18 protein-coding genes and 1 pseudogene are annotated in these 19,907 nt (G+C 70.1%); 10 read left to right on the forward strand and 9 right to left on the reverse strand.

The genetic code is table 11. The annotated features are described in order from the left end of the window. A pseudogene (locus QM611_RS09195) lies at positions 1-243 on the forward strand (hypothetical protein); the annotation flags it as partial. Positions 244-261: 18 nt separating this feature from the next. Here the strand turns inward: QM611_RS09195 and QM611_RS09200 are convergent. Next, on the reverse strand, positions 262-1,551 hold the full coding sequence (locus QM611_RS09200) for a THUMP-like domain-containing protein (protein WP_415079615.1): 1,290 nt from the start codon (positions 1,549-1,551) through the stop codon (positions 262-264). A 140-nt stretch (positions 1,552-1,691) separates the two neighbouring features. On the opposite strand from QM611_RS09200, the gene groES reads away from it, so the two are divergent. The 3 genes from groES (at position 1,692) to QM611_RS09215 (ending at position 4,591) form a co-directional block, all read left to right on the forward strand. Continuing rightward, positions 1,692-1,988 (forward strand): co-chaperone GroES, encoded by a 297-nt coding sequence (groES, locus tag QM611_RS09205; protein WP_415079616.1) that lies wholly within the window; start codon positions 1,692-1,694, stop codon positions 1,986-1,988. Between the two features lie 197 nt (positions 1,989-2,185). Then, the gene (rarD, locus tag QM611_RS09210) at positions 2,186-3,091 is read left to right on the forward strand and encodes an EamA family transporter RarD (RefSeq protein ID WP_415079645.1); all 906 of its coding nucleotides are present in this window, start codon (positions 2,186-2,188) and stop codon (positions 3,089-3,091) included. A 144-nt stretch (positions 3,092-3,235) separates the two neighbouring features. After that, on the forward strand, positions 3,236-4,591 hold the full coding sequence (locus QM611_RS09215; RefSeq protein ID WP_415079617.1) for an ABC transporter substrate-binding protein: 1,356 nt from the start codon (positions 3,236-3,238) through the stop codon (positions 4,589-4,591). A 66-nt stretch (positions 4,592-4,657) separates the two neighbouring features. Here QM611_RS09215 and QM611_RS09220 read toward each other — a convergent pair whose 3' ends face one another. The 4 genes from QM611_RS09220 to QM611_RS09235 are packed head-to-tail and all read right to left on the reverse strand — an operon-like array spanning position 4,658 to position 8,620. Then, a complete protein-coding gene (locus QM611_RS09220; RefSeq protein ID WP_415079618.1) occupies positions 4,658-5,389 on the reverse strand; it encodes an ABC transporter ATP-binding protein in 732 nt (243 codons plus the stop codon). After that, a complete protein-coding gene (locus QM611_RS09225) occupies positions 5,386-6,333 on the reverse strand; it encodes an ABC transporter ATP-binding protein (RefSeq protein ID WP_415079646.1) in 948 nt (315 codons plus the stop codon). Before QM611_RS09225 ends, QM611_RS09220 begins: the two co-directional genes overlap by 4 nt. 37 nt (positions 6,334-6,370) lie before the next feature. Then, positions 6,371-7,351 (reverse strand): branched-chain amino acid ABC transporter permease, encoded by a 981-nt coding sequence (locus QM611_RS09230; protein WP_415079619.1) that lies wholly within the window; start codon positions 7,349-7,351, stop codon positions 6,371-6,373. 6 nt (positions 7,352-7,357) lie between these two features. Beyond that, positions 7,358-8,620 (reverse strand): branched-chain amino acid ABC transporter permease, encoded by a 1,263-nt coding sequence (locus QM611_RS09235; protein WP_415079647.1) that lies wholly within the window; start codon positions 8,618-8,620, stop codon positions 7,358-7,360. A 244-nt stretch (positions 8,621-8,864) separates the two neighbouring features. On the opposite strand from QM611_RS09235, the gene guaB reads away from it, so the two are divergent. Next, entirely contained in the window at positions 8,865-10,367 is a 1,503-nt protein-coding gene (guaB, locus tag QM611_RS09240; RefSeq protein ID WP_415079620.1) for an IMP dehydrogenase, read from the forward strand. A gap of 125 nt (positions 10,368-10,492) precedes the next feature. On the opposite strand, the gene QM611_RS09245 is transcribed toward guaB, so the two are convergent. Then, positions 10,493-11,617, reverse strand: a complete 1,125-nt coding sequence (locus tag QM611_RS09245) for an FAD-dependent oxidoreductase (protein WP_415079621.1) — start codon at positions 11,615-11,617, stop codon at positions 10,493-10,495. Positions 11,618-11,756: 139 nt separating this feature from the next. Between QM611_RS09245 and QM611_RS09250 the strand changes: the two genes are divergently transcribed. Both QM611_RS09250 and QM611_RS09255 read left to right on the forward strand, forming a co-directional pair. Beyond that, positions 11,757-12,875, forward strand: coding sequence for a GuaB3 family IMP dehydrogenase-related protein (locus QM611_RS09250; RefSeq protein ID WP_415079648.1), 1,119 nt, complete (start codon positions 11,757-11,759; stop codon positions 12,873-12,875). Positions 12,876-12,946: 71 nt separating this feature from the next. Beyond that, positions 12,947-13,756, forward strand: coding sequence for an SURF1 family cytochrome oxidase biogenesis protein (locus QM611_RS09255; RefSeq protein WP_415079649.1), 810 nt, complete (start codon positions 12,947-12,949; stop codon positions 13,754-13,756). On the opposite strand, the gene QM611_RS09260 is transcribed toward QM611_RS09255, so the two are convergent. Further along, complete coding sequence (locus QM611_RS09260; protein ID WP_415079622.1) at positions 13,731-15,137, reverse strand: aspartate aminotransferase family protein; 1,407 nt, start codon at positions 15,135-15,137, stop codon at positions 13,731-13,733. The two genes, QM611_RS09255 and QM611_RS09260, sit on opposite strands and share 26 nt — an antisense overlap. Positions 15,138-15,223: 86 nt before the next feature. Here QM611_RS09260 and QM611_RS09265 point away from each other — a divergent pair, with 86 nt between their 5' ends. Together QM611_RS09265 and guaA are read left to right on the forward strand one after the other, a co-directional pair. After that, positions 15,224-15,730 carry a DUF3817 domain-containing protein gene (locus QM611_RS09265; RefSeq protein WP_415079623.1) on the forward strand — a complete coding sequence of 169 codons (507 nt, stop codon included), beginning with the start codon at positions 15,224-15,226 and terminating at the stop codon, positions 15,728-15,730. A gap of 7 nt (positions 15,731-15,737) precedes the next feature. Beyond that, the gene (gene guaA / locus QM611_RS09270) at positions 15,738-17,321 is read left to right on the forward strand and encodes a glutamine-hydrolyzing GMP synthase (protein WP_415079624.1); all 1,584 of its coding nucleotides are present in this window, start codon (positions 15,738-15,740) and stop codon (positions 17,319-17,321) included. 2 nt (positions 17,322-17,323) lie between these two features. Here the strand turns inward: guaA and QM611_RS09275 are convergent, their stop codons facing one another. Then, the gene (locus QM611_RS09275) at positions 17,324-18,325 is read right to left on the reverse strand and encodes an STAS-like domain-containing protein (RefSeq protein WP_415079625.1); all 1,002 of its coding nucleotides are present in this window, start codon (positions 18,323-18,325) and stop codon (positions 17,324-17,326) included. A 111-nt stretch (positions 18,326-18,436) separates the two neighbouring features. Here QM611_RS09275 and QM611_RS09280 point away from each other — a divergent pair, with 111 nt between their 5' ends. Further along, positions 18,437-18,874, forward strand: coding sequence for a nitroreductase family deazaflavin-dependent oxidoreductase (locus tag QM611_RS09280; protein WP_415079626.1), 438 nt, complete (start codon positions 18,437-18,439; stop codon positions 18,872-18,874). Positions 18,875-18,973: 99 nt separating this feature from the next. Here QM611_RS09280 and QM611_RS09285 read toward each other — a convergent pair whose 3' ends face one another. Beyond that, positions 18,974-19,888 carry a Bax inhibitor-1/YccA family membrane protein gene (locus QM611_RS09285; RefSeq protein ID WP_415079627.1) on the reverse strand — a complete coding sequence of 305 codons (915 nt, stop codon included), beginning with the start codon at positions 19,886-19,888 and terminating at the stop codon, positions 18,974-18,976. Between the last annotated feature and the right edge of the window lie 19 nt (positions 19,889-19,907).

Below are 19,907 nucleotides of genomic sequence, written 5' to 3' on the forward strand. Positions count from 1 at the left end.
CCGTGGCGGCGCGGCCTCGCGCGCTGGGCGCTCGGCTTCTCGGTCGTCGCGCTCGCCGTCTCGCTCTTCGTCGGCTGGGGGCTCCCGGTCGGGCTTGTCGGGGTCGTGGCCGCCGCGTTCGCGTTGCGCCGGCCGGGCGAGAGCCGACAGCTTGCCGTCTGGGCGCTCGTGCTCGGCATCCTCTCCGTGCTCTACAGCGTCGGATGGCTGCTGTGGGCCGCTTCGCAGCTCGGCCTGTTCTGACGTCCGCGTTCCGGGGGCTCAGCGATCGGCGGCGGCCACTCGCTCGGCGAGCAGTGCGACCCGCGCGCCGCCCGCGCGCGTGAGGATCAGTGTCGCCGACCGCGAGCCGCGGGGCTTGAGCTTGCGGCGGAACTCCGCCGGATCGACGTCGACGCCGCGCTTTTTGATCTCGAGCGTGCCGATGTCGTTGCGCGCGAGCGCGGCCCGGATCGCATCGGGCTTGAGCGGCAGCGACTCGCGCACCCGGAAGGTCTGCACGAACGGGCTCGTGGCCGCGGTCTCCGACACCAGGTAGGCGATGCGCTCGTCCAGCATCCCGGCATCCAGTGATCGCGCGACATCGCCGATGAGCCGCGCCCGGATGACCGCGCCGTCCGGCTCGTGCAGGTATCCGCCGACGACGAGCGGGCGGGTCGGCGCGTCCACGGCGTCGCCGGCGGCCGTGAGCTCGCTCGCCTGTCCGCCGCGGATCACGAGCGCCGCGCGCGCCACCCCGGGCCGCGCGAGCACGCCCGACCACAGCACGAGCTCGATCGTCGACCCGTCGACGCTGATCCACTGCGCCTCGACTCCGCTCGGGATGCGGTCGCGGTCCAGCGCCGGCCCGAGCTTTACGCCGGCCGGCAGGCGCGCGGCAAGCCCGAAGGCCCACTCCAGCGGGGGCGACCACTCGTCGGCGCGCAGTCGCCGCGGCCCGCCGCCGCCCGAATGTCGGAGACTCGCGCCAATGTCGGAGGATGTCGGCCCGATACTCCGACTTTGGCGCGAACCTCCGACGTTCGAGCCCGCAGCGCGGCGCGCGGGATCGAGCCACACGCCGTCGACGTGCGACAGGTCGGCGTCTTCGGCGCGCCCGTGCCGCACGGTCACGGCATCGCCGAAAGGCGCGAGGTTGAACGCGGCGACCGCGGCGGTCGCCTCGTCGGCGTCGACGGCGTCGACGCGCAGGCCGAGGGCGGCGAGCCCCAGCGCGTCGCCGCCGATGCCGCAGCCGAGGTCGGCGACGCGCTCGAGCCCGGCGTCGCGAAAGCGTCCGGCGTGCAGGGCGGCCACCGGCATCCGCGTCGCCTGCTCGAGCCCCGCGGGTGTGAACAGCATCCGCTCGGCGAACGAGCCGAACTTCGCCCGCGCCCGCGTGCGCAGCCGTGCCTGCCCGACGACCGCCGACACGAGATCGGGGGAGTGCCCGGCGGCGCGCAGCCGCGACACGGCGCGCGCGACGTCGTCGGCCCGCTCGATCGCGGGGAGCCCGTCGAGCAGTCGCAGGCCGTCGGGGGTGAGGATGGCGGCGAGCTCGGCGGTGTCCACGGCGCAAGCCTACGCACCGGGCGAGCCGGCTGGCACTCGCGTTGCATGAGTGCCAACGAGTCTCTAGACTGAGATAAGCACTCTCGACCGGTGAGTGCTAACAGTCTTGAATCCAAGCAGTTCCAAGAAAGAGGTAGACCGTGTCGGTTTCCATCAAGCCGCTCGAGGACCGCATCGTCATCAAGCAGGTCGAGGCCGAGCAGACCACGTCCAGTGGCCTCGTCATCCCCGACACCGCGAAAGAGAAGCCCCAGGAGGGCGAGGTCGTCGCGGTCGGCCCGGGTCGCATCGACGACAACGGCAACCGTGTTCCGCTCGACGTCGCCGTCGGCGACCGCGTGCTGTACAGCAAGTACGGCGGCACCGAGGTGAAGTTCGGCGCCGACGAGTACCTCGTGCTTTCCGCGCGCGACGTGCTCGCGGTTGTCGTCCGCTAAGGCGGTTCGCACACGACGCTCGGGAGGGCCCGGATGCCACGGCATCCGGGCCCTCCCGCTTTCGCGCGGCAGGATTCCGGCGGTGAACGGCAGTCCACGGCGTCCGACTCGGCCGACGCCGCGTGCCGCACCCGTAGGCTTGATCGGTGACCCGCGCCCCCTCCGCTTCCACGAGCGGGGCGTTCCGGTCGCGTGAGATGACGCTCGGCGTCGTCTACGGGTTCGCCGCGTACCTTCTGTGGGGCGTGTTCCCGCTGTACTTCATCGCGCTGCTGCCGACCGATCCCCTCGAGATCGTCGGCTGGCGCGTGCTGCTCACCCTCGTGCTGTGCGTGCTGCTGCTGGCGGCCACGCGCCACTGGCGGGCCTTCGGCGCCATCCTGCGAAGGCCGCGACTGCTGGCGCTCACCGCGCTCGCCGGCGCCCTCATCCTCGTCAACTGGACGATGTACGTCATCGCCACTATGTCGGGCAACGTGATCGAGGCGAGCCTCGGCTATTTCATCAACCCGCTCGTCACCGTGCTATTGGCCGTCCTCGTGCTGCGCGAGCGGATGCGGCCGGCGCAGTGGGTCGCGATCGGCGTGGCCGGCGCCGCCGTGCTCGTCATCGTCGTCGGCTACGGCACGTTCCCGGTCATCGCGCTGACGCTCGCGGGCTCGTTCGGCGTGTACGGCCTGGTGAAAAAGCAGCTCGGCCCGTCGGTGGACGCGGTCAGCGGCCTCACGCTGGAGACGGCATGGATGGCGCCGGTCGCCGCCGCCGTGCTGGTCTGGCTGGGCGCGACGACCGGTCTCACTCTCGGGTCGCACAGTGTCGTCCACACGCTGCTGCTGAGCGCGAGCGGGGCCGTCACGGCCGCGCCGCTGCTGATGTTCGCGGCCGCCGCGCGCCGCGCGCCGCTCAGCGTCGTCGGGCTGCTGCAGTTTCTCACACCCGTCATGCAGTTCGGCATCGGCGTGTGGGTGATGCACGAGCACATGAGCCTGGAGCGCTGGATCGGGTTCGGACTGGTGTGGGTCGCTCTGGTCATCCTCACCGTCGACCAGTTCGCGCGCCCGCGCCGCGCTCGCGCGGCGGAGGAGGTCGCGCAGCTCGCGTGATGCTGGCAGAGCTCGTATAACGATTGAATCGCGTTACGGATCGTTAACGAATGGCAACATCCCCGACGCAGTCTCCGAGTTAGGTTTGTTCACACTGGGTCGGCGCCCGAGTCGGCCTGTCGTTCATTCACAGCAAGGAGCAATATGAGCGTCTTCACTCGTTCGCGCACCGCGAGGATCATGGGCGGCTTCGCCCTGGTCGGCGCGAGCGCCCTGGTTCTGGCCGCGTGTTCCGGCGGGGGAGGCACCACCCCCACCGAGACCAGCGGCAGCGGCTTCGAGTTCCCGATCGACTGCGACGCAGCCGAGCCGGCCGACTACACGCCCGAGTACAGCTCGACGTCTGAGGGCCCGGGCAAGGACCTGACCTACAAGATCGGCACCGCGCTGCCGGTGACCGGCAACCTCGCCTTCCTCGGCCCGCCCGAGATCGCCGGCACCGAGTACGCCGCGTCGGTCGTCAACAAGGCGGACAAGGGCGTGCAGATCGACCTGATCCAGGGCGACTCGGGCGACACCGACAACAAGGCGTACGAGACCGAGGTCCCGCGTCTGCTCAACGAGGGCGCGACCGCCATCATCGGCGCCGCGTCGTCAGGCACGTCGCTGCAGTTCATCGACCAGGTGATCGCCGCAGACGCCATCCAGTTCTCGCCGGCCAACACGTCGGCCGAGTTCACCGGCTACGAGGACAACGGCCTGTACTGGCGCACCGCGCCGTCCGACGTGCTGCAGGGCGAGGTGCTCGGCAACCTCATCGCCGGAGACGGCGCTGAGACGCTGGGCATGATCGTGCTGAACGACTCGTACGGCACCGGTCTCGCGTGCTTCACGAAGAAGGCGTTCGAGGCGGCCGGCGGAGAGGTCGTGGCCGCGTCGCTCTACAACACGGGCGACACGAACTTCGCGTCGCAGATCGACACGGTGCTCGCCGCCAAGCCGGACGCGATCGCCCTGATCACGTTCGAAGAGGTCAAGACCATGATCCCCGAGATCGTGGCCGCGGAGTACCCGACCAACCAGCTGTACTTCGTGGACGGCAACCTGACCAACTTCGGCGACGAGCTCGAGCCGGGCTCGGTCGCGGGAGCGAAGGGCACGTACCCGGCGGTCGACCCGGCGACGATCGAGGACTTCCGCGAAGACGTCCAGTCGTTCTGGACCGACGAGGGCAACGCCAAGCTGAAGGACTTCACCTACGCTCCGGAGTCGTTCGACGCGGTGATCCTGCTGGCGCTGGCGTCGCTCGAGGCGGGCTCGACGGCCGGCCCCGATGTGGCCGCCCACCTGCAGAGCGTCTCCGGCGGCGGTGACGACCCCGGCACGAAGTGCACCTCGTACGAGGAGTGCGCCGACATCATCCTCGATGGCGGTGTGGCCGACTACGACGGCGTCTCCGGCGCGATCACGTTCAACGACGTCGGCGACCCGACCGAGGCGACGATCGGCATCTTCGAGTTCGATGAGGACAACAACAACAGCTTCGTCCGCATCGGCTGACATCGAGTCGCACGAAACGGCCCCGGTCTTCGGACCGGGGCCGTTCCGTGTGCGGGATGCGGCGCCTCAGGCGCCGAGCGTGCCGAGGTAGAGGCCGATCACGTTGGGGTCGTTCAGCAGCTCGCGACCGGTCCCCGTGTACGCGTCGCGCCCCTGGTCCAAGACGTAGCCGCGGTCGCAGATCTGCAGGCAGCGGCGGGCGTTCTGCTCGACCATGATCGTGGTGACGCCGGCCTTGTTGATCTCCGACACCCGCAGGAACGCCTCGTCCTGGCGCGACGGCGACAGCCCGGCCGACGGCTCGTCGAGGAGCATCACGTGCGGGTCCATCATCAGCGCGCGGCCCATGGCCACCATCTGGCGCTCGCCGCCGGACAGCGAGCCAGCCCGCTGCTGCAGGCGTTTGGCCAGGTCGGGGAAGATCGACGTGATGAAGTCGACGCGCTCGTTGTACAGCGCCGGCTTCTGGTAGGCGCCCATCTGCAGGTTCTCGGCGATCGTCAGGCTGGGGAACACGTTGTTGGTCTGCGGCACGAAGCCGACGCCCTTCGCGACGAGCTTGTTGGCGCGCAGGCCCGTGATCTCCTCGCCGTTGAGCATGACCGACCCGGAGCGCACTTTCACCTGGCCGAAGATGGCCTTGAGCATCGTCGACTTGCCGGCGCCGTTCGGTCCGATGATGCCGATCAGCTCGCCCTTGGCGGCGGTGAGATTGGCGCCGTTGAGGATGTTCACGCCGGGCAGGTATCCGGCGACGACATCGTTCAGCTCGACGACGTTCTGCGCGGTGTCGCTCACTTCGTGCCCTCCGCAGTCTCGGCCGAGGCCTCCGCCTCGACGACCTCGCTCAGCTCTTGCACGGCCTCCACGAGCGAGCGCGCCTCGGTGGACAGCTCGCCCTCCACCCGGCCGGTCACGACGCCGAGGTCGACATCCTGGTGCGCGCCCAGGTAGGCGTCGATGACGGCGCGCTGCTTCATCACTTCTTCGGGCGGGCCTTCCGCGACCACGCGCCCCTCGGCCATCACCACGACCCAGTCGGCGATGTGGCGCACCATGTGCATGTCGTGCTCGACGAACACCACCGTCATCCCGAGGTCTTTCAGATCGAGGATGTGCTCGAGCAGCGACTGCGTGAGCGCGGGGTTGACGCCGGCCATCGGCTCGTCGAGCATCACGAGCGTCGGATCGCTCATGAGCGCGCGGGCCATCTCGAGCAGCTTGCGCTGGCCGCCGGAGAGGGATGCCGCGTAGTCCTGCTCCTTGGCGTCGAGTTTGAACCGCGTGAGCAGATCGCGCGCCTTCTCCTCGATCTGCGCCTCCTGGCTCTTCCACAGGAAGGGCAGGACGCTGGCCCAGATGCGCTCGCCGGTCTGCTTTGTCGCGCCGAGCTTCATGTTCTCGAGCACGGTGAGAAGGCCCAGCGACTTGGTGAGCTGGAACGTGCGCACCTGGCCCATGCGCGCCGTCTTGTACGCGGGGATGCCGGAGAGGTTCTTGCCGTCGAACGACCAGCTGCCCGCGTTCGGCTTGTCGAACCCCGTGAGCAGGTTGAACAGCGTGGTCTTGCCGGCGCCGTTGGGGCCGATGAGCGCGGTGATCGCGTGGCGCGGGATCTCGAGGTGGTCGACGTCCACCGCGGTGAGGCCGCCGAACTCGCGGCGCACGCCGTCGATGACGATGATCGGGTCGACCTTCGCGATGCCGGGGTGGATCTCGCCGCTCTCGTCGGCCTTGTGCAGACCGGTCGATTTCGGACGGGGGGCCGGGGGCGAGACGTCAGCGGACAAAGGTCAGCTCCTTCTTGCTTCCGAGGATGCCCTGCGGGCGGAAGATCACCAGCAGCATGAGCGCGACGCCGACAAGGACGAACACGAGCATCTGGCTCTGCTCGGCGGTCAGGAACGGGAGCCAGCCGATCTCGACGAGGGCGGGCAGCAGGTTCGAGAGGAAGGCGCGGACCATCCAGAACAGGATGGCGCCGAGCACCGGCCCGAAGATGGTCGCGGCCCCGCCGAGCAGCAACGCCGTCCACACGTAGAACGTCTGCGACGTGACGTAGACGTTCGGGTTGACGTTCGTTCCCATCGCGGTGATGATGCCGCCGGCCGCGATGATGACGCCGCCGACGATGAGGGCCTGCATCTTGAACGCGTACACGTTCTTGCCCAGCGATCGCACGGCATCCTCGTCCTCGCGGATGCCGCGGATGACGCGGCCCCACGGGCTGCTCATGAGCAGCCACACCAGCGCGACCACGATCGCGATCGCGATGACCCCGAAGATGATCACCCACCACTGGTCGGACTGGTAGGTCCACGGGCCCCAGCCCCACTTCCCTGGCGGCAGCGGGTTGCTGGCGCGGAAGCCGAGCTGGAAGCCGGAGAGGCCGTCGGCCGACCCGGTGACGCCGCGGAACGCCGACGTGAGGAACAGCAGTCGCAGCACCTCGGCGGCGGCGATCGTGACAATCGCCAGGTAGTCGCCGCGCAGGCGCAGCGTCGGGATGCCCATCACGAGCGCGAACAGCACCGCGGCGACGAGACCGATGAGCGCCGCCACCGGCCACGGCAGCCCGAACGTGAGGATCGAGATCGCGAAGCCGTACGCGCCGATGGCCATGAAGCCCGCGACGCCCATGTTCAACAGGCCGGCGAAGCCGAAGTGCACCGAGAGCCCGATGGCGGCGAGGACGTAGCCCAAAGTGGCCGGCGCGAGGATCTGCGCGAACGTGTTGTTGAGAATCTGCAGCCAGTTCATGTGCGTCTACCCGATTCGCTCTCGGCGTCCGAGGATGCCCTGTGGTCGGAAGAGGAGGATGACGATCAGCACGACCAGCGCGCCGGCGAACTTCAGGTCGGACGGGATCCACAGCGTGGACACCTCGACGAGCAGGCCGACGACGATCGAGCCGACGAGCGCGCCGAACGCGGTGCCGAACCCACCGAGGGTGACCGCCGCGAACATCAGCAGCAGCACGCTGGTGCCCATGTCCCACTTGATGCCGGGCCGGAAGTACGCCCACAGGATGCCGGAGAGGCCGGCCAGGGCCGCGCCCATGATCCAGACGACGCGGATGACGGCGTCGACGTCGATGCCGCTGGCGGCGGCGAGCGACGGGTTGTCCGACACGGCGCGCGTGGCGCGGCCGATCCGGGTGCGCATCAGCCACCACGCGAACGCGACGATCACGACGATCGAGATGCCCATGCTGATCAGATCGGTGACGCTGAGCCGGACCGGGCCGAGGCCGGGGACCGTGGTCGCGATCGCGCCCGGCAGCTGGCGCGTGCCGCCGCCGACGAACATCTGGTAGATGTAGCGCAACGCGAGCGACAGGCCGATCGAGACGATCATGACCTGGACCATGCCGAGCCCTTTTCGCCTGAGCGGTCTCCAGATGCCGGTGTCCATGCCGAGCCCGAACAGCGCGGACACCGCGATGGCGAGCGGGATCGCGATCCAGATCGACATGCCGAAGTCGTCGGCGAACAGCAGCGCGAACAGCGCTCCGAAAGTGACCATCTCGCCGTGCGCGAAGTTCGACAGGCCTGTCGTCCCGTACACGAGCGAGAGCCCGATCGCCGCCAGCGCGAGCATCAGGCCGAAGTTGAGGCCGTTGGCGGCGCGGGAGAGGAACTGGTCGAGAAAGCTCGTGGTCACGCGCTCCGCCGCCCCGAGGGTGAAGTTGCGTGTGACGGTGCTCGTCGCTCCGAACTCCACGTCCTCGGTGAAGGCGAAGCCCTCGGGCACCGCCAGTCCGGCCGGCAGGCTGCTCTGGACGAGCTCGACTTGCCACGTGCCCTCTTTGTCGGGCACGCCGACCTGCCAGGTGCCGTTGTCGCTCGTGGTGGCCTCGCCGACGAAGTCGCCACCGGTGACCCGGACCACGGCCCCGGCTATCGGCTCGCCGGCGGCGCGCACGTTTCCGGCGATGGTGTACGGGTAGCTCGTCGGTGTAGGCGTCGGCGTCGCGCCGTCGGTGGCCGCCTGGGCGGGCAGGGCCACCAGCAGCGTCGCGAGCGCCATGAGCGTGCCCAGCACGGCGACGAGCCACGGTGGAATGCGCGGCGCAGCGATTGTCGTGGAACCCACAGAACCTCCAGTCCGGCATCGTCGACCGAGGCTCCGGGTCGCATCGGCCGTGATGAACGACGCTACGAGCGTAATGTGTCGCGCGTGTTTCGACTACTGATCGATCACGAACGTGTTCGTGTCGTGACCGCGGAGCTTAGAATCGATTACCCCCCGACCCTGCAGGAGACCTGAATCCATGGCGCAGAACGACCCCTTCGGCTTTGTCGGACTGACCTACGACGACGTGCTTCTGCTGCCCGGGCACACCGATGTCATCCCCAGCGAAGCCGACACGTCGTCGCGGTTGACGCGCCGGGTGACGGTCGCCATCCCGCTCGTCTCCAGCGCGATGGACACCGTCACCGAGGCGCGCATGGCGATCGCCGTCGCGCGCGAGGGCGGGCTCGGCATCCTGCATCGCAACCTCTCCATCGAAGAGCAGGCCGCGATGGTCGACCGCGTCAAGCGCAGCGAGTCGGGCATGATCTCCAACCCGATCACCACGACGCCCGACGCGACGATCGAAGAGGTCGACGCGCTGTGCGCGCAGTACCGCATCTCCGGCCTGCCGGTGGTCGGGCCCGACGGGCGGCTCGTGGGCATCATCACGAACCGCGACATGCGCTTCGTGTCGGGCTTCGAGCGCCAGGCGACGCTCGTGAAGGACGTCATGACCTCGGAGGGGCTCATCACAGGGCGCGTCGGCATCGGCGCGAACGAGGTGATCGCGCTGTTCGCCAAGCACCGCGTCGAGAAGCTGCCGCTCATCGACGACGACGGCAAGCTCGCCGGCCTCATCACGATCAAAGACTTCGACAAGAGCGAGAAGTACCCGCTGGCCACCAAGGACGAGCACGGGCGGCTGCGCGTGGGCGCCGCCATCGGCTTCTTCGGCGACGCGTGGGAGCGCGCCGAGGCCCTGCGCGACGCGGGCGTGGACGTCCTCGTGGTCGACACGGCCAACGGGCAGTCCGCGGGCGTCGTCGACATCGTGCGCCGTCTCAAGGCCGACCCGTCGTTCGCGCACATCGACGTGGTCGGCGGCAACGTGGCCACGCGCGAGGGCGCCCAGGCGCTCATCGACGCGGGAGTGGATGCCGTCAAGGTCGGCGTCGGCCCCGGCTCGATCTGCACCACGCGCATCGTCGCGGGCGTGGGCGTCCCCCAGGTGACGGCGATCTACGAGGCATCCCTCGCCGCTCGCGAAGCGGGCGTGCCGGTCATCGCCGACGGCGGCCTGCAGTACTCGGGCGACATCGCCAAGGCGCTCGTCGCCGGCGCCGACACCGTGATGATCGGCTCGCTGTTCGCGGGCACCGACGAGAGCCCGGGCGAGCTCGTCTTCGTGGGCGGCAAGCAGTTCAAGCAGTACCGCGGCATGGGCTCGCTCGGGGCGCTGCAGACCCGCGGCAAGAAGACGTCGTACTCGAAGGACCGCTACTTCCAGGCCGACGTGCCCAGCGACGACAAGCTCATCCCCGAGGGGATCGAGGGCCAGGTGCCGTACCGCGGGCCGGCGTCCGCGGTCGCGTACCAGCTCGTCGGGGGGCTGCGGCAGTCGATGTTCTACGTCGGAGCCCGCACAGTCGACGAGCTCAAAGAGCGCGGCCGATTCGTACGGATCACCGCGGCGGGCCTGAAGGAGTCGCACCCGCACGACGTGCAGATCGTGGTGGAGGCCCCGAACTACAAACGCTAACCCCCCTTTCCTCCTCCCCCCTAGTGCCGCCGACCCCACCCCTTGCCCCCGACCCCACCCCGAATTCGCGGTGCGGACGCGGTGGGCTCGGCAACAAGGGGTGGGCTCGGGGGCGGGGGCGGGGGTCAGGCTGGCAGGCGGAAGGGCTCGGCGGCGAGGGCGCCAGGGTCGAGCACGAGGTCGGCGAGCGTCGCGCCGACGCCCGGCGTGAACTTGAAGCCCTGCCCGGAGAATCCCGCGCCGACCACGATGCGGCCGCTGCGGTCGAGCACGAACGCCTCGTTCGGCGTCGACGTGTAGGTGCACGTGACGGGCTCCGCCGTCGCCGGGTCGAGCCCCGGCATCCACTCGCGCACGTACTCGGCGAGCACGTCCTGCAGCACCGGCTGGAACGGCCGGGCGTCGGGGTCGACCTCGTCGCCGACGCGGTGGAAGCCGACCTTCACCCCCTCGCCCGGCGCGGGCATGCCGTACACGTTCGCCGGCCACGAGCCCGGCGCGACGAAGTGGTTGAACGACAGCCACGGCAGGGCGGGGTCGCGCGGCGCGAAGTGCGCGGGGCTCTCCTCCGTCACGCGCAGCGGAGGAAGCGGGATGTCGCCGCGCCCGCTGTCGCGCAGCAGCTTCGCCGTCCACGCCCCGGCCGTGACGACGACGGTGTCGGCGCGCAGCGCCCCGGCATCCGTTCGCACCGTCACGCCGTCGGCGTCCTCCTCGAGCCGTGAGACCGGTGTCTCCCAGCGCACCTCTCCGCCCGCAGCGACGATGCGCCGCTCGAGCTCGCGCAGGGCGGCGGCGGCCCGCACGACGCCCGCGTCCGGCGAGTGCAGCACGGTCTCCTCGAACCGCATCCCCGGCCAGCGCCGAGACGCCTCCGCCCCGTCGAGCAGCTCTGCCGGGATGCCGCGCTCGCGCAGCATCCCTGCGATGTCGGGGAGCCGGATGCGGTCTCCGCTGCCGAGCGCCGCGCCCGAGCCGTGCGAGACCAGCCCGTGCAGGCGCAGCAGCGGCTCGCCCTCGACCTCGCCGAGCGCGTCCCAGCCCTCGCGGGCGCGCGCGAGCAGGTCGAGGTAGTGGGCTTGGCCGTACGCGTTGTTGACGTTGCGTGTCTCGCCGTGCGACGCGCCGCGCGTGTGTCCGCGGGCGAAGCGCTCGAGCACGATCGGCTGCTCTCCGCGCCGCGTCAGCGCCCACGCTGTGGCCAGGCCCATCGCCCCGCCGCCGACAACCACGATCCGCTGCTCGCCCATCCACCCATTCTTTCCCCCGACCCCACCCTGTGCTGCCGACCCCACCCCGTGCGCACGGTGAGAACAAGGTGGGGTCGGCAGTACAGGGTGGGGTCGGCAGAGCGGCGAACCGGGCCCCGGGTAGGCTGGGCGCGTGAGCATGGAGATCGAGCTGGGCCGCGCAAAGCGCGCCCGCCGCGCGTACACGTTCGACGACATCGCCGTCGTGCCATCGCGGCGGACCCGCAACCCGGAGGATGTCTCCACCGCGTGGTCGATCGACGCGTTCCAGTTCGACATCCCGGTGCTGGCCGCGCCGATGGACTCCGTCGTCAGCCCGCACACGGCGATCCTGCTCGGCCGCCTTGGGGGCCTGGGGGTGCTCGACCTCGAGGGGCTGTGGACGCGCTACGAAGACCCGCAGCCGCTCCTCGACGAGATCGGCCTGCTGCAGGACGGCAACGCGACCAAGCGGATGCAGGAGCTGTACGCCGAGCCCATCAAGCCCGAGCTCGTCTCGCAGCGCCTCGCCGAGATCCGCGCCGCGGGCGTCACGGTCGCGGGCGCCCTGACGCCGCAGCGCACACAGGACCTGTACGAGACCGTCGTCGCCGCGGGCGTCGACCTGTTCGTCATCCGCGGCACGACGGTGTCGGCGGAGCACGTGTCCTCGGCCGCGCAGCCGTTGAACCTGAAGAGGTTCATCTACGACCTCGACGTGCCGGTGATCGTCGGCGGCGCCGCCACGTACACCGCCGCCCTGCACCTCATGCGCACCGGCGCCGCCGGCGTGCTCGTCGGGTTCGGCGGGGGAGCGGCCTCGACAACACGGGTGACTCTCGGCATCCATGCGCCGATGGCCACAGCCGTGGCCGATGTCGCCGGCGCGCGCCGTGACTACCTCGACGAGTCGGGCGGCCGGTACGTGCACGTGATCGCCGACGGCGGCGTGGGCACGTCGGGCGACCTGGTCAAGGCGCTCGCGATGGGCGCCGACGCCGTGATGCTCGGCGTGGCGCTGTCGCGCGCTGCCGAGGCCCCGGGGCAAGGCCACCACTGGGGGCCGGAGGCGCACCACGCAAAGCTGCCCCGCGGCCGCCGCGTGGCAGTCGACCGCGTCGCCCCGCTCGAGCAGATCCTGTACGGGCCGGCGCCGGTCGCCGACGGCACGGCCAACCTCATCGGCGCGCTGCGCAAGTCGATGGCCACGACGGGCTACTCGGACCTCAAGGAGTTCCAGCGGGTCGAGGTCGTCGTCGCGCCGTACGCCGCCGGATAGCGCGGTCGGTGGTGAGCGAGCCAAGCCAGACGAGCGGTGACGAGCCCGCGGCGGGCGGCGCCCCGGAGCGGATCGTCTTCCCGCCCACGCTGCGCGAAGTGCTCGTGCGACCGCGCTGGCTCGCGCTGCTCGGGCTGTGCCTCGTCGTCGCCGGGGTGTTCGCGTGGCTCGGCCAGTGGCAGCTCGGCCGCGCGATCGCTGTCAATCCCAACCCGCCCGGCTCGAGCGAGCAGGTGCGCCCGATCGACGAGGTGGTCCAGCCGGGCGCCTACCTGCCCGACCCGTTCATCGGGCAGCGCGTGTCGGTGGAGGGATGGCTCGTGCCCGGCGACTTCATCGTGGTCTCCTCGCGGTTCAACGACGGGGTCGAGGGCTACTGGGTGACCGGGCAGCTCCGGCTCGCTGGCACGGAGCAGCCGACGTCGCTCGCGGTGGCGCTCGGTTGGGCGCCGACGCGGGCCGAGGCCGATGCCGCCGCGGCGCGGCTCGACGAGGCCGCCGCGGGCGACTCCGCGATCTGGACCGGCCGGCTGATCGCCGACGAGGGGCCCGTGCCGCCGCCGCGTGACGCGGCGACCACCGAGTTGGTCCGGATGTCGCCGGCGGCGCTGCTGAGCCGCTGGCACAACATCGACTCGCTCGAGGTGTACCGCCCGTTTCTGACCTCCGCCGAGCCCGTCGCCGGGCTCGCCGCGATCTCTTCGCCGCCTCCTGTCGAGGGGCCGGGCGTGAACTGGCTGAACATCTTCTACGCCGCCGAGTGGGCGGTGTTCTGCGGCTTCGCCTTCTACCTCTGGTACCGCCTCGCCAAAGACGCGTGGGAGCGCGAGGTCGAGGACCTGGAGGCGGCCGAGCTCACAGGCGCGTCCACGCCTCCGTGAGGACGCCGCGCAGGATCTGCTCGATCTCGTCGAACTCGGCGGGGCCGATCGTCAGCGGCGGGGCGAGCTGGATGACGGGGTCGCCGCGGTCGTCGGCGCGGCAGTAGAGCCCGGCCTCGAACAGCGCCTTGGACAGGAAGCCGCGCAGCAGGCGCTCGGACTCGTCCTCGTTGAACGTCTCGCGGGTGGTTTTGTCCTTGACCAGCTCGATGCCGAAGAAGTAGCCGTCGCCGCGCACGTCGCCGACGATGGGCAGGTCGCGCAGCTTCTCCAGCGCCGCGCGGAACAGCGGCGAGTTCTCGCGCACGCGGTCGTTCAGGCCCTCTTCCTCGAAGATGTCGAGGTTGGCCAGCGCGACAGCGGTCGAGACGGGGTGCCCGCCGAACGTGTAGCCGTGGTAGAACGTCGTGTCGCCCTTCGAGAACGGCTCGTAGACGCGCTCCGAGACGACCGTGCCGCCCAGGGGGGAGTAGCCGCTGGTGACGCCCTTGGCGAACGTGATCATGTCGGGCTCGTACCCGTACGCCTCGCATGCGAACGTCGGGCCGATGCGCCCGAATGCGCAGATGACCTCGTCGCTGACGAGCAGCACGTCGTGGCGGTCGCAGATCTCGCGCACACGCTGGAAGTAGCCGGGCGGCGGGGGGAAGCATCCACCCGAGTTCTGGACGGGCTCCAGGAACACCGCGGCGACCGTGTCGGGCCCCTCGAACTCGATCATCTCCTCGATGCGGTCGGCGGCCCAGCGGCCGAAGGCCTCGAGGTCGTCGCCCGGTGCGCTCATCTCGGCGGCCCGGTAGAAGTTCGTGTTCGGCACGCGGAATCCGCCGGGGGTGATCGGTTCGAACATCGCCTTCATGGACGGGATGCCGGTGATCGCCAGCGCCCCTTGCGGGGTGCCGTGGTAGGCGACCGAGCGCGAGATGACCTTGTGCTTGGCGGGCTTGCCGCGCAGCTTCCAGTAGTGCTTCGCGAGCTTGAAGGCCGTCTCGACGGCCTCCCCGCCGCCGGTGGTGAAGAACACCCGGTTGAGCTCGCCCGGCGCCCGCGCGGCGAGGCGGTCGGCCAGCTCGATCGCCGACGGGTGCGCGTACGACCACAGCGGGAAGAAGGCGAGCTGCTCCGCTTGCCGCGCTGCGGCCTCGGCGAGCCGGCGGCGGCCGTGCCCCGCGTTGACGACGAACAGGCCGGCGAGCCCGTCGAAGTAGCGCTTGCCGTCCGCGTCCCAGATGTGGTGGCCCTCGCCGCGCACGATGATCGGCACTCCGTCGCGCTCGAGGGTGGACTGGCGCGTGAAGTGCATCCAGAGGTGGTCGCGCGCTTTCGCCTGAAGTTCGGCGACGTCGTGGGTGCGCGTGGCGTGGTCGGCAGCAATGGACATGTGGTTCTCCTGACGGGCTCCTCCGACGATACCGCCGACGCCGGGGTAGCGGCGGGCGCGGATGTCGCGGCGAATAGACTGGACGCATGCCTCCCGCGCCCAAGCTCGCCTTGTTCCCGGCGATCCGGCGCGCACTGCGGTTCTACCAGGTCTGCTCGGCCATCACCGGCACGTTCCTGTTGCTGCTGTGCGCCGAGATGATCGTCAAGTACGGCTTCGGCTACGAGCTGTTCCTCGGCGGCTCCGGCGGCATCGCGTGGTGGGCGCCGGTGATCGAGGGGCCCCAGGGCCACGTGTCCACCGGCGACGGGCTCAACGTGTCGATGACGGTGCTCATCGTGCACGGGTGGTTCTACGTCGTCTACCTGTTCTCGTGCTTCCGCATCTGGAGCCTCATGCGCTGGCCGTTCTGGCGCTTCCTGCTGCTCGCCTCGGGCGGAATCGTGCCGTTCCTGTCGTTCATCATGGAGGCCATCGTCGCCCGCGACGTCAAACGCCACCTCGCCGAGCGCGAGGCGGACGTCGCGCTCGGCGACCAGCTCGCCGGGCACTCGACCCTGACCTCCAGCATCCCGATCGAAGGGCAGCGGTGAATTCGGAGTGACCGAGCAGACCGAGACATCCCAGCGTCCTGTCCTGGTCGTCGACTTCGGCGCGCAGTACGCGCAGCTGATCGCGCGGCGCGTGCGCGAAGCCGGCGTGTACAGCGAGATCGTGCCGCACACGGAGACCGCCGCCGAGATCGCGTCGAGGAATCCCGTCGGCATCATCCTGTCCGGCGGGCCGTCGTCGGTGTACGAGCCCGGTGCTCCCGCCCTGGACGCGGGGGTGTTCGAGCTCGGCGTGCCGACGCTGGGCATCTGCTATGGCTTCCAGGTGATGGCGCAAGCGCTCGGCGGCGAGGTCGCGAACACGGGGTTGCGCGAGTACGGGGCGACGGATGCCCGGCTCGACGGCGATGGCGGCGTGCTGCTGGGCGGGCAGCCCGAGACGCAGAACGTGTGGATGTCGCACGGCGACCAGGTCGCGCGCGCCCCGGAGGGTTTCACGGTGCTGGCCTCGACGGCGGCCACCCCGGTGGCCGCCTTCGGCGACGACGAGCGCCGGCTCTACGGCGTGCAGTGGCATCCCGAGGTGAAGCACAGCGACCACGGGCAGCGGGTGCTGGAGAACTTCCTGCACCGCGCGGCCGGTCTTCCCGCCGACTGGAACAGCGGCAACGTCATCGCCGAGCAGGTCGCGCGCATCCGCGACCAGATCGGTGGCGCGCGCGTGCTGTGCGCGCTGTCCGGCGGCGTCGACTCGGCGGTCGCGGCAGCCCTGGTGCACGAGGCGGTCGGCGACCAGCTCGTGTGTGTCTTCGTCGACCACGGCCTGTTGCGCAAGGGCGAGCGGGAGCAGGTGGAGCACGACTACGTCGCGGCCACCGGCATCCGCCTCGTCACGATCGACGCGCGCGCGCAGTTCCTCGACGCGCTCGCCGGGGTGAGCGACCCCGAGCACAAGCGCAAGATCATCGGCCGCGAGTTCATCCGCACCTTCGAGGCCGCCGAGCAGTCGCTCGTGGCGGAGGCGGCTGCCGACGGCGAGCCGATCCGGTTCCTCGTGCAGGGCACGCTGTACCCCGACGTGGTCGAGTCCGGCGGCGGCGCCGGCACGGCGAACATCAAGTCGCACCACAACGTCGGGGGCCTGCCCGACGACCTGCAGTTCGAGCTCGTCGAGCCGCTGCGCACGCTCTTCAAAGACGAGGTGCGCGCGATCGGCCGCGAGCTCGGCCTTCCCGAGGCCATCGTCGGGCGCCAGCCGTTCCCCGGCCCGGGACTGGGCATCCGGATCGTGGGCGAGGTGACCGCCGGCCGCCTCGAGGTGCTGCGCGACGCCGACGCGATCGCGCGCGAGGAGTTGACGAAGGCCGGCCTGGACGGCGAGATCTGGCAGTGCCCGGTCGTGCTCCTCGCCGACGTGCGGTCGGTGGGCGTGCAGGGCGACGGCCGCACCTACGGCCACCCGATCGTGCTGCGGCCGGTGTCGAGCGAAGACGCGATGACCGCGGACTGGACCCGCCTGCCGTACGACGTGCTCGCCCGCATCTCGAACCGCATCACGAACGAGGTGCGCGAGGTCAACCGCGTCGTGCTCGATGTCACATCGAAGCCGCCCGGCACCATCGAGTGGGAGTAGCGTCAGCGCTCCACGCGATTGATCATCAGCGCGACGCCGCGATTCGCGCCGATGACGTCGAGCCGGATGTCTGGATGCTGGCGGTGCCACACGCGGAACAGCTCGTCGGCGAACCCCTGCCCGACCATCGGCACGCCGGTGAAGTCGAGTTCGACACGAGTGAACTTCTCCAGCCCCGCGGCGAACCGCTTCGCCTCGCTGCGGCTGATGAACTCGCCCTCCATGGAGACGAGCTCGATGCGGGGCGTCGTGCGGTCGAATCGTCCCGCGTCGTCCGTGTAGGCGCCGAAGACGTCGGCGAGCACGCGAGCGGTGTCGAGGTCCAGTGTGAGAACCACCGTCGTGCCGTGCCGCGACGAGGCGCCGAACGCGACGTCGGCGACCACGTTGTCGAAGACCACGCTGAAGCCGTTCGCGGTGATCGAGAAGACGTCGACGGCTTTCGACGTGAAGAAAATGCCCTCGCCGGTGTGCTGGTCGGGCATTGTGGTCCGCTTGCCCTTTGTGATCTCGACGACGGCTGCCTCAACGCCACCGAGGCCGAGTCTCTCGGAGAGATTCGCGAAGGCCCCCATCCCGTCGTCGGCGATGGCGATGACCGCTGACCTCTCCCGCAGGGAGAGTGCGATGTCCACTGTCCGCCCCGCCGAGTGGTCGATGGCGTTGTTCACCATCTCCGTCACTGCGTAGGCGAGGATGTGCCGGGCGCGCTCGGGCACGTGCGTGCGGTCTTCGAGCTGCTGGCGCACGTCGCGCCACACGTCGTCTTCGCGGAGATCCGGCAGCGGGTACGTGTGCCGCCAGTTCGGCGGGTCGCCCTCGTTGTCGGCCGACCGCCACCGGCGCCACTCCCGCAGAAGTGTGTCCCGGTCGTACCGGCGGTGGCCACCGGGCGTTCGGTGGGCAGAGAGCACGCCGTTGTCGGTCAGCTGGCGCACGCGGCTGGAGGAGAGGCGAAGCAGAGTCGCAGCGTCCCCGATGGACAGTGTCGAGTCCGGCGCCATGCAAGACCTCCAGGGCAGGTGGATTCGCAGGATATTCTACAATCTGGTGTAGTTTTCGACACGAATCTACACACCGAGTGTAGATTCGGCGCAGGATGCGGGAGGAAGAGAATGAGGTTCGTCAAGCCCACGCGCGTCGACGAGGTCTTCAACAGCGTCGTCGGATTCCTGACGCGCATCGGCCTCCCGCTCGCGGGCAGCCGCGTGCTCGCCGTGCGCGGCCGCTCCAGCGGGGAGTGGCGCACGACGCCCGTCAATCCGCTGCGCGTGGCCGGGGCGGTCTACCTCGTGGCGCCGCGCGGCCACGCGCAGTGGGTGCGCAACCTCCGCGTGGCCGGCCGCGGCGAGTTGCGCTCCGGGCTGCGGGTGACGCCGTTCACGGCCGCGGAGGTGGAGGATGCGGCCAAGCCCCCGATCCTGCGCGCGTACCTGAAGGCGTGGGCGTGGGAGGTCGGCCGCTTCTTCGACGGGGTCGACGCCTCGTCGCCCGACGAGCGGCTGCTCGAGATCGCGCCCGACTTCCCCGTCTTCCGCATCGAGCGCGTCTGAGCGGCATCCACCCCGTTCCGTCCAGGGCAGAGCACGTCGGCGCGGGCACAGCGAAGGGCCGCCCGGTGGTCCCGGACGGCCCTTCGACGGTTCAGCGGGTCAGTCGCCGCGTGCGATGGCGATGATGCGCAGGATCTCGACGTACAGCCACACGACGGTCACCAGCACGCCGAAGGCGCCGAGCCACCCGTACTCGCGGGGAGCGCCGTTGCGCACGCCCTGCTGGATCTGGTCGAAGTCGAGCACGAGCGAGTACGCGGCGAGGATCACGACGAAGACGCCGATGAGCACGCCCCACGGGATGCCGAAGATCGGGCTGGGCTGGCTGCTCATGCCGAACGTGTCGGACACGACGCCGGTCCACATGAGCACCACGTTCAGCAGTGAGAACACGAGGTAGCCGACCATAGCGATCATGAAGATCTTGGTCGCGCGCTGCGAGGCGCGGATCTTGCCGCTGGCGAAGAGGGCGAGCGTGACGCCGACCACCGCGAGGGTGCCGAGCGTCGCCTGAACGACGATGCCCGGCCAGATGAACTCGAAGAACGCCGAGATGCCGCCGACGAACAGGCCCTCGAACGCCGCGTACGCGAAGATCAGCCCGGGGCGCACCTTCTTGCGCGAGGTGAAGATGACCGCCAGCGACAGGACGAAGCCGCCGAGGCCACCGACGATCCACGGGAGCATCGTCGGGCCGGTCTGCGTCTCGACGCTGAGCGTCGACATCGACCACATCCAGCCCACGACGGCCGCCACGACCAGGATGCCGAACAGCGCGAACGTCTTGTGGACGCTGTCTTCCATCGTCATGCGGCCGGTCTCGGCAGAGCCCGCCGGCGGGGCGGCGAAGGCGCCCTCGAGCTGGGCGTTCATGGCGGCGTTGGCCGCCGCGGCCTGCGCCGACGCCTGCTGCGACTGGCCGATCGTCGCGGCCTGCGGGCCGCCCGGGTAGGTCTGCACCGCCCGCTGGTCTTGGAAGGCGGGGTTGTTGAATGCGGGGTTGTTGAGGGCCACTGCTCTCACACTCCAAAGT

This window comes from Microbacterium sp. (genome assembly GCF_047606685.1).
In the GTDB taxonomy this organism is placed as follows: Bacteria; Actinomycetota; Actinomycetes; order Actinomycetales; family Microbacteriaceae; genus Microbacterium.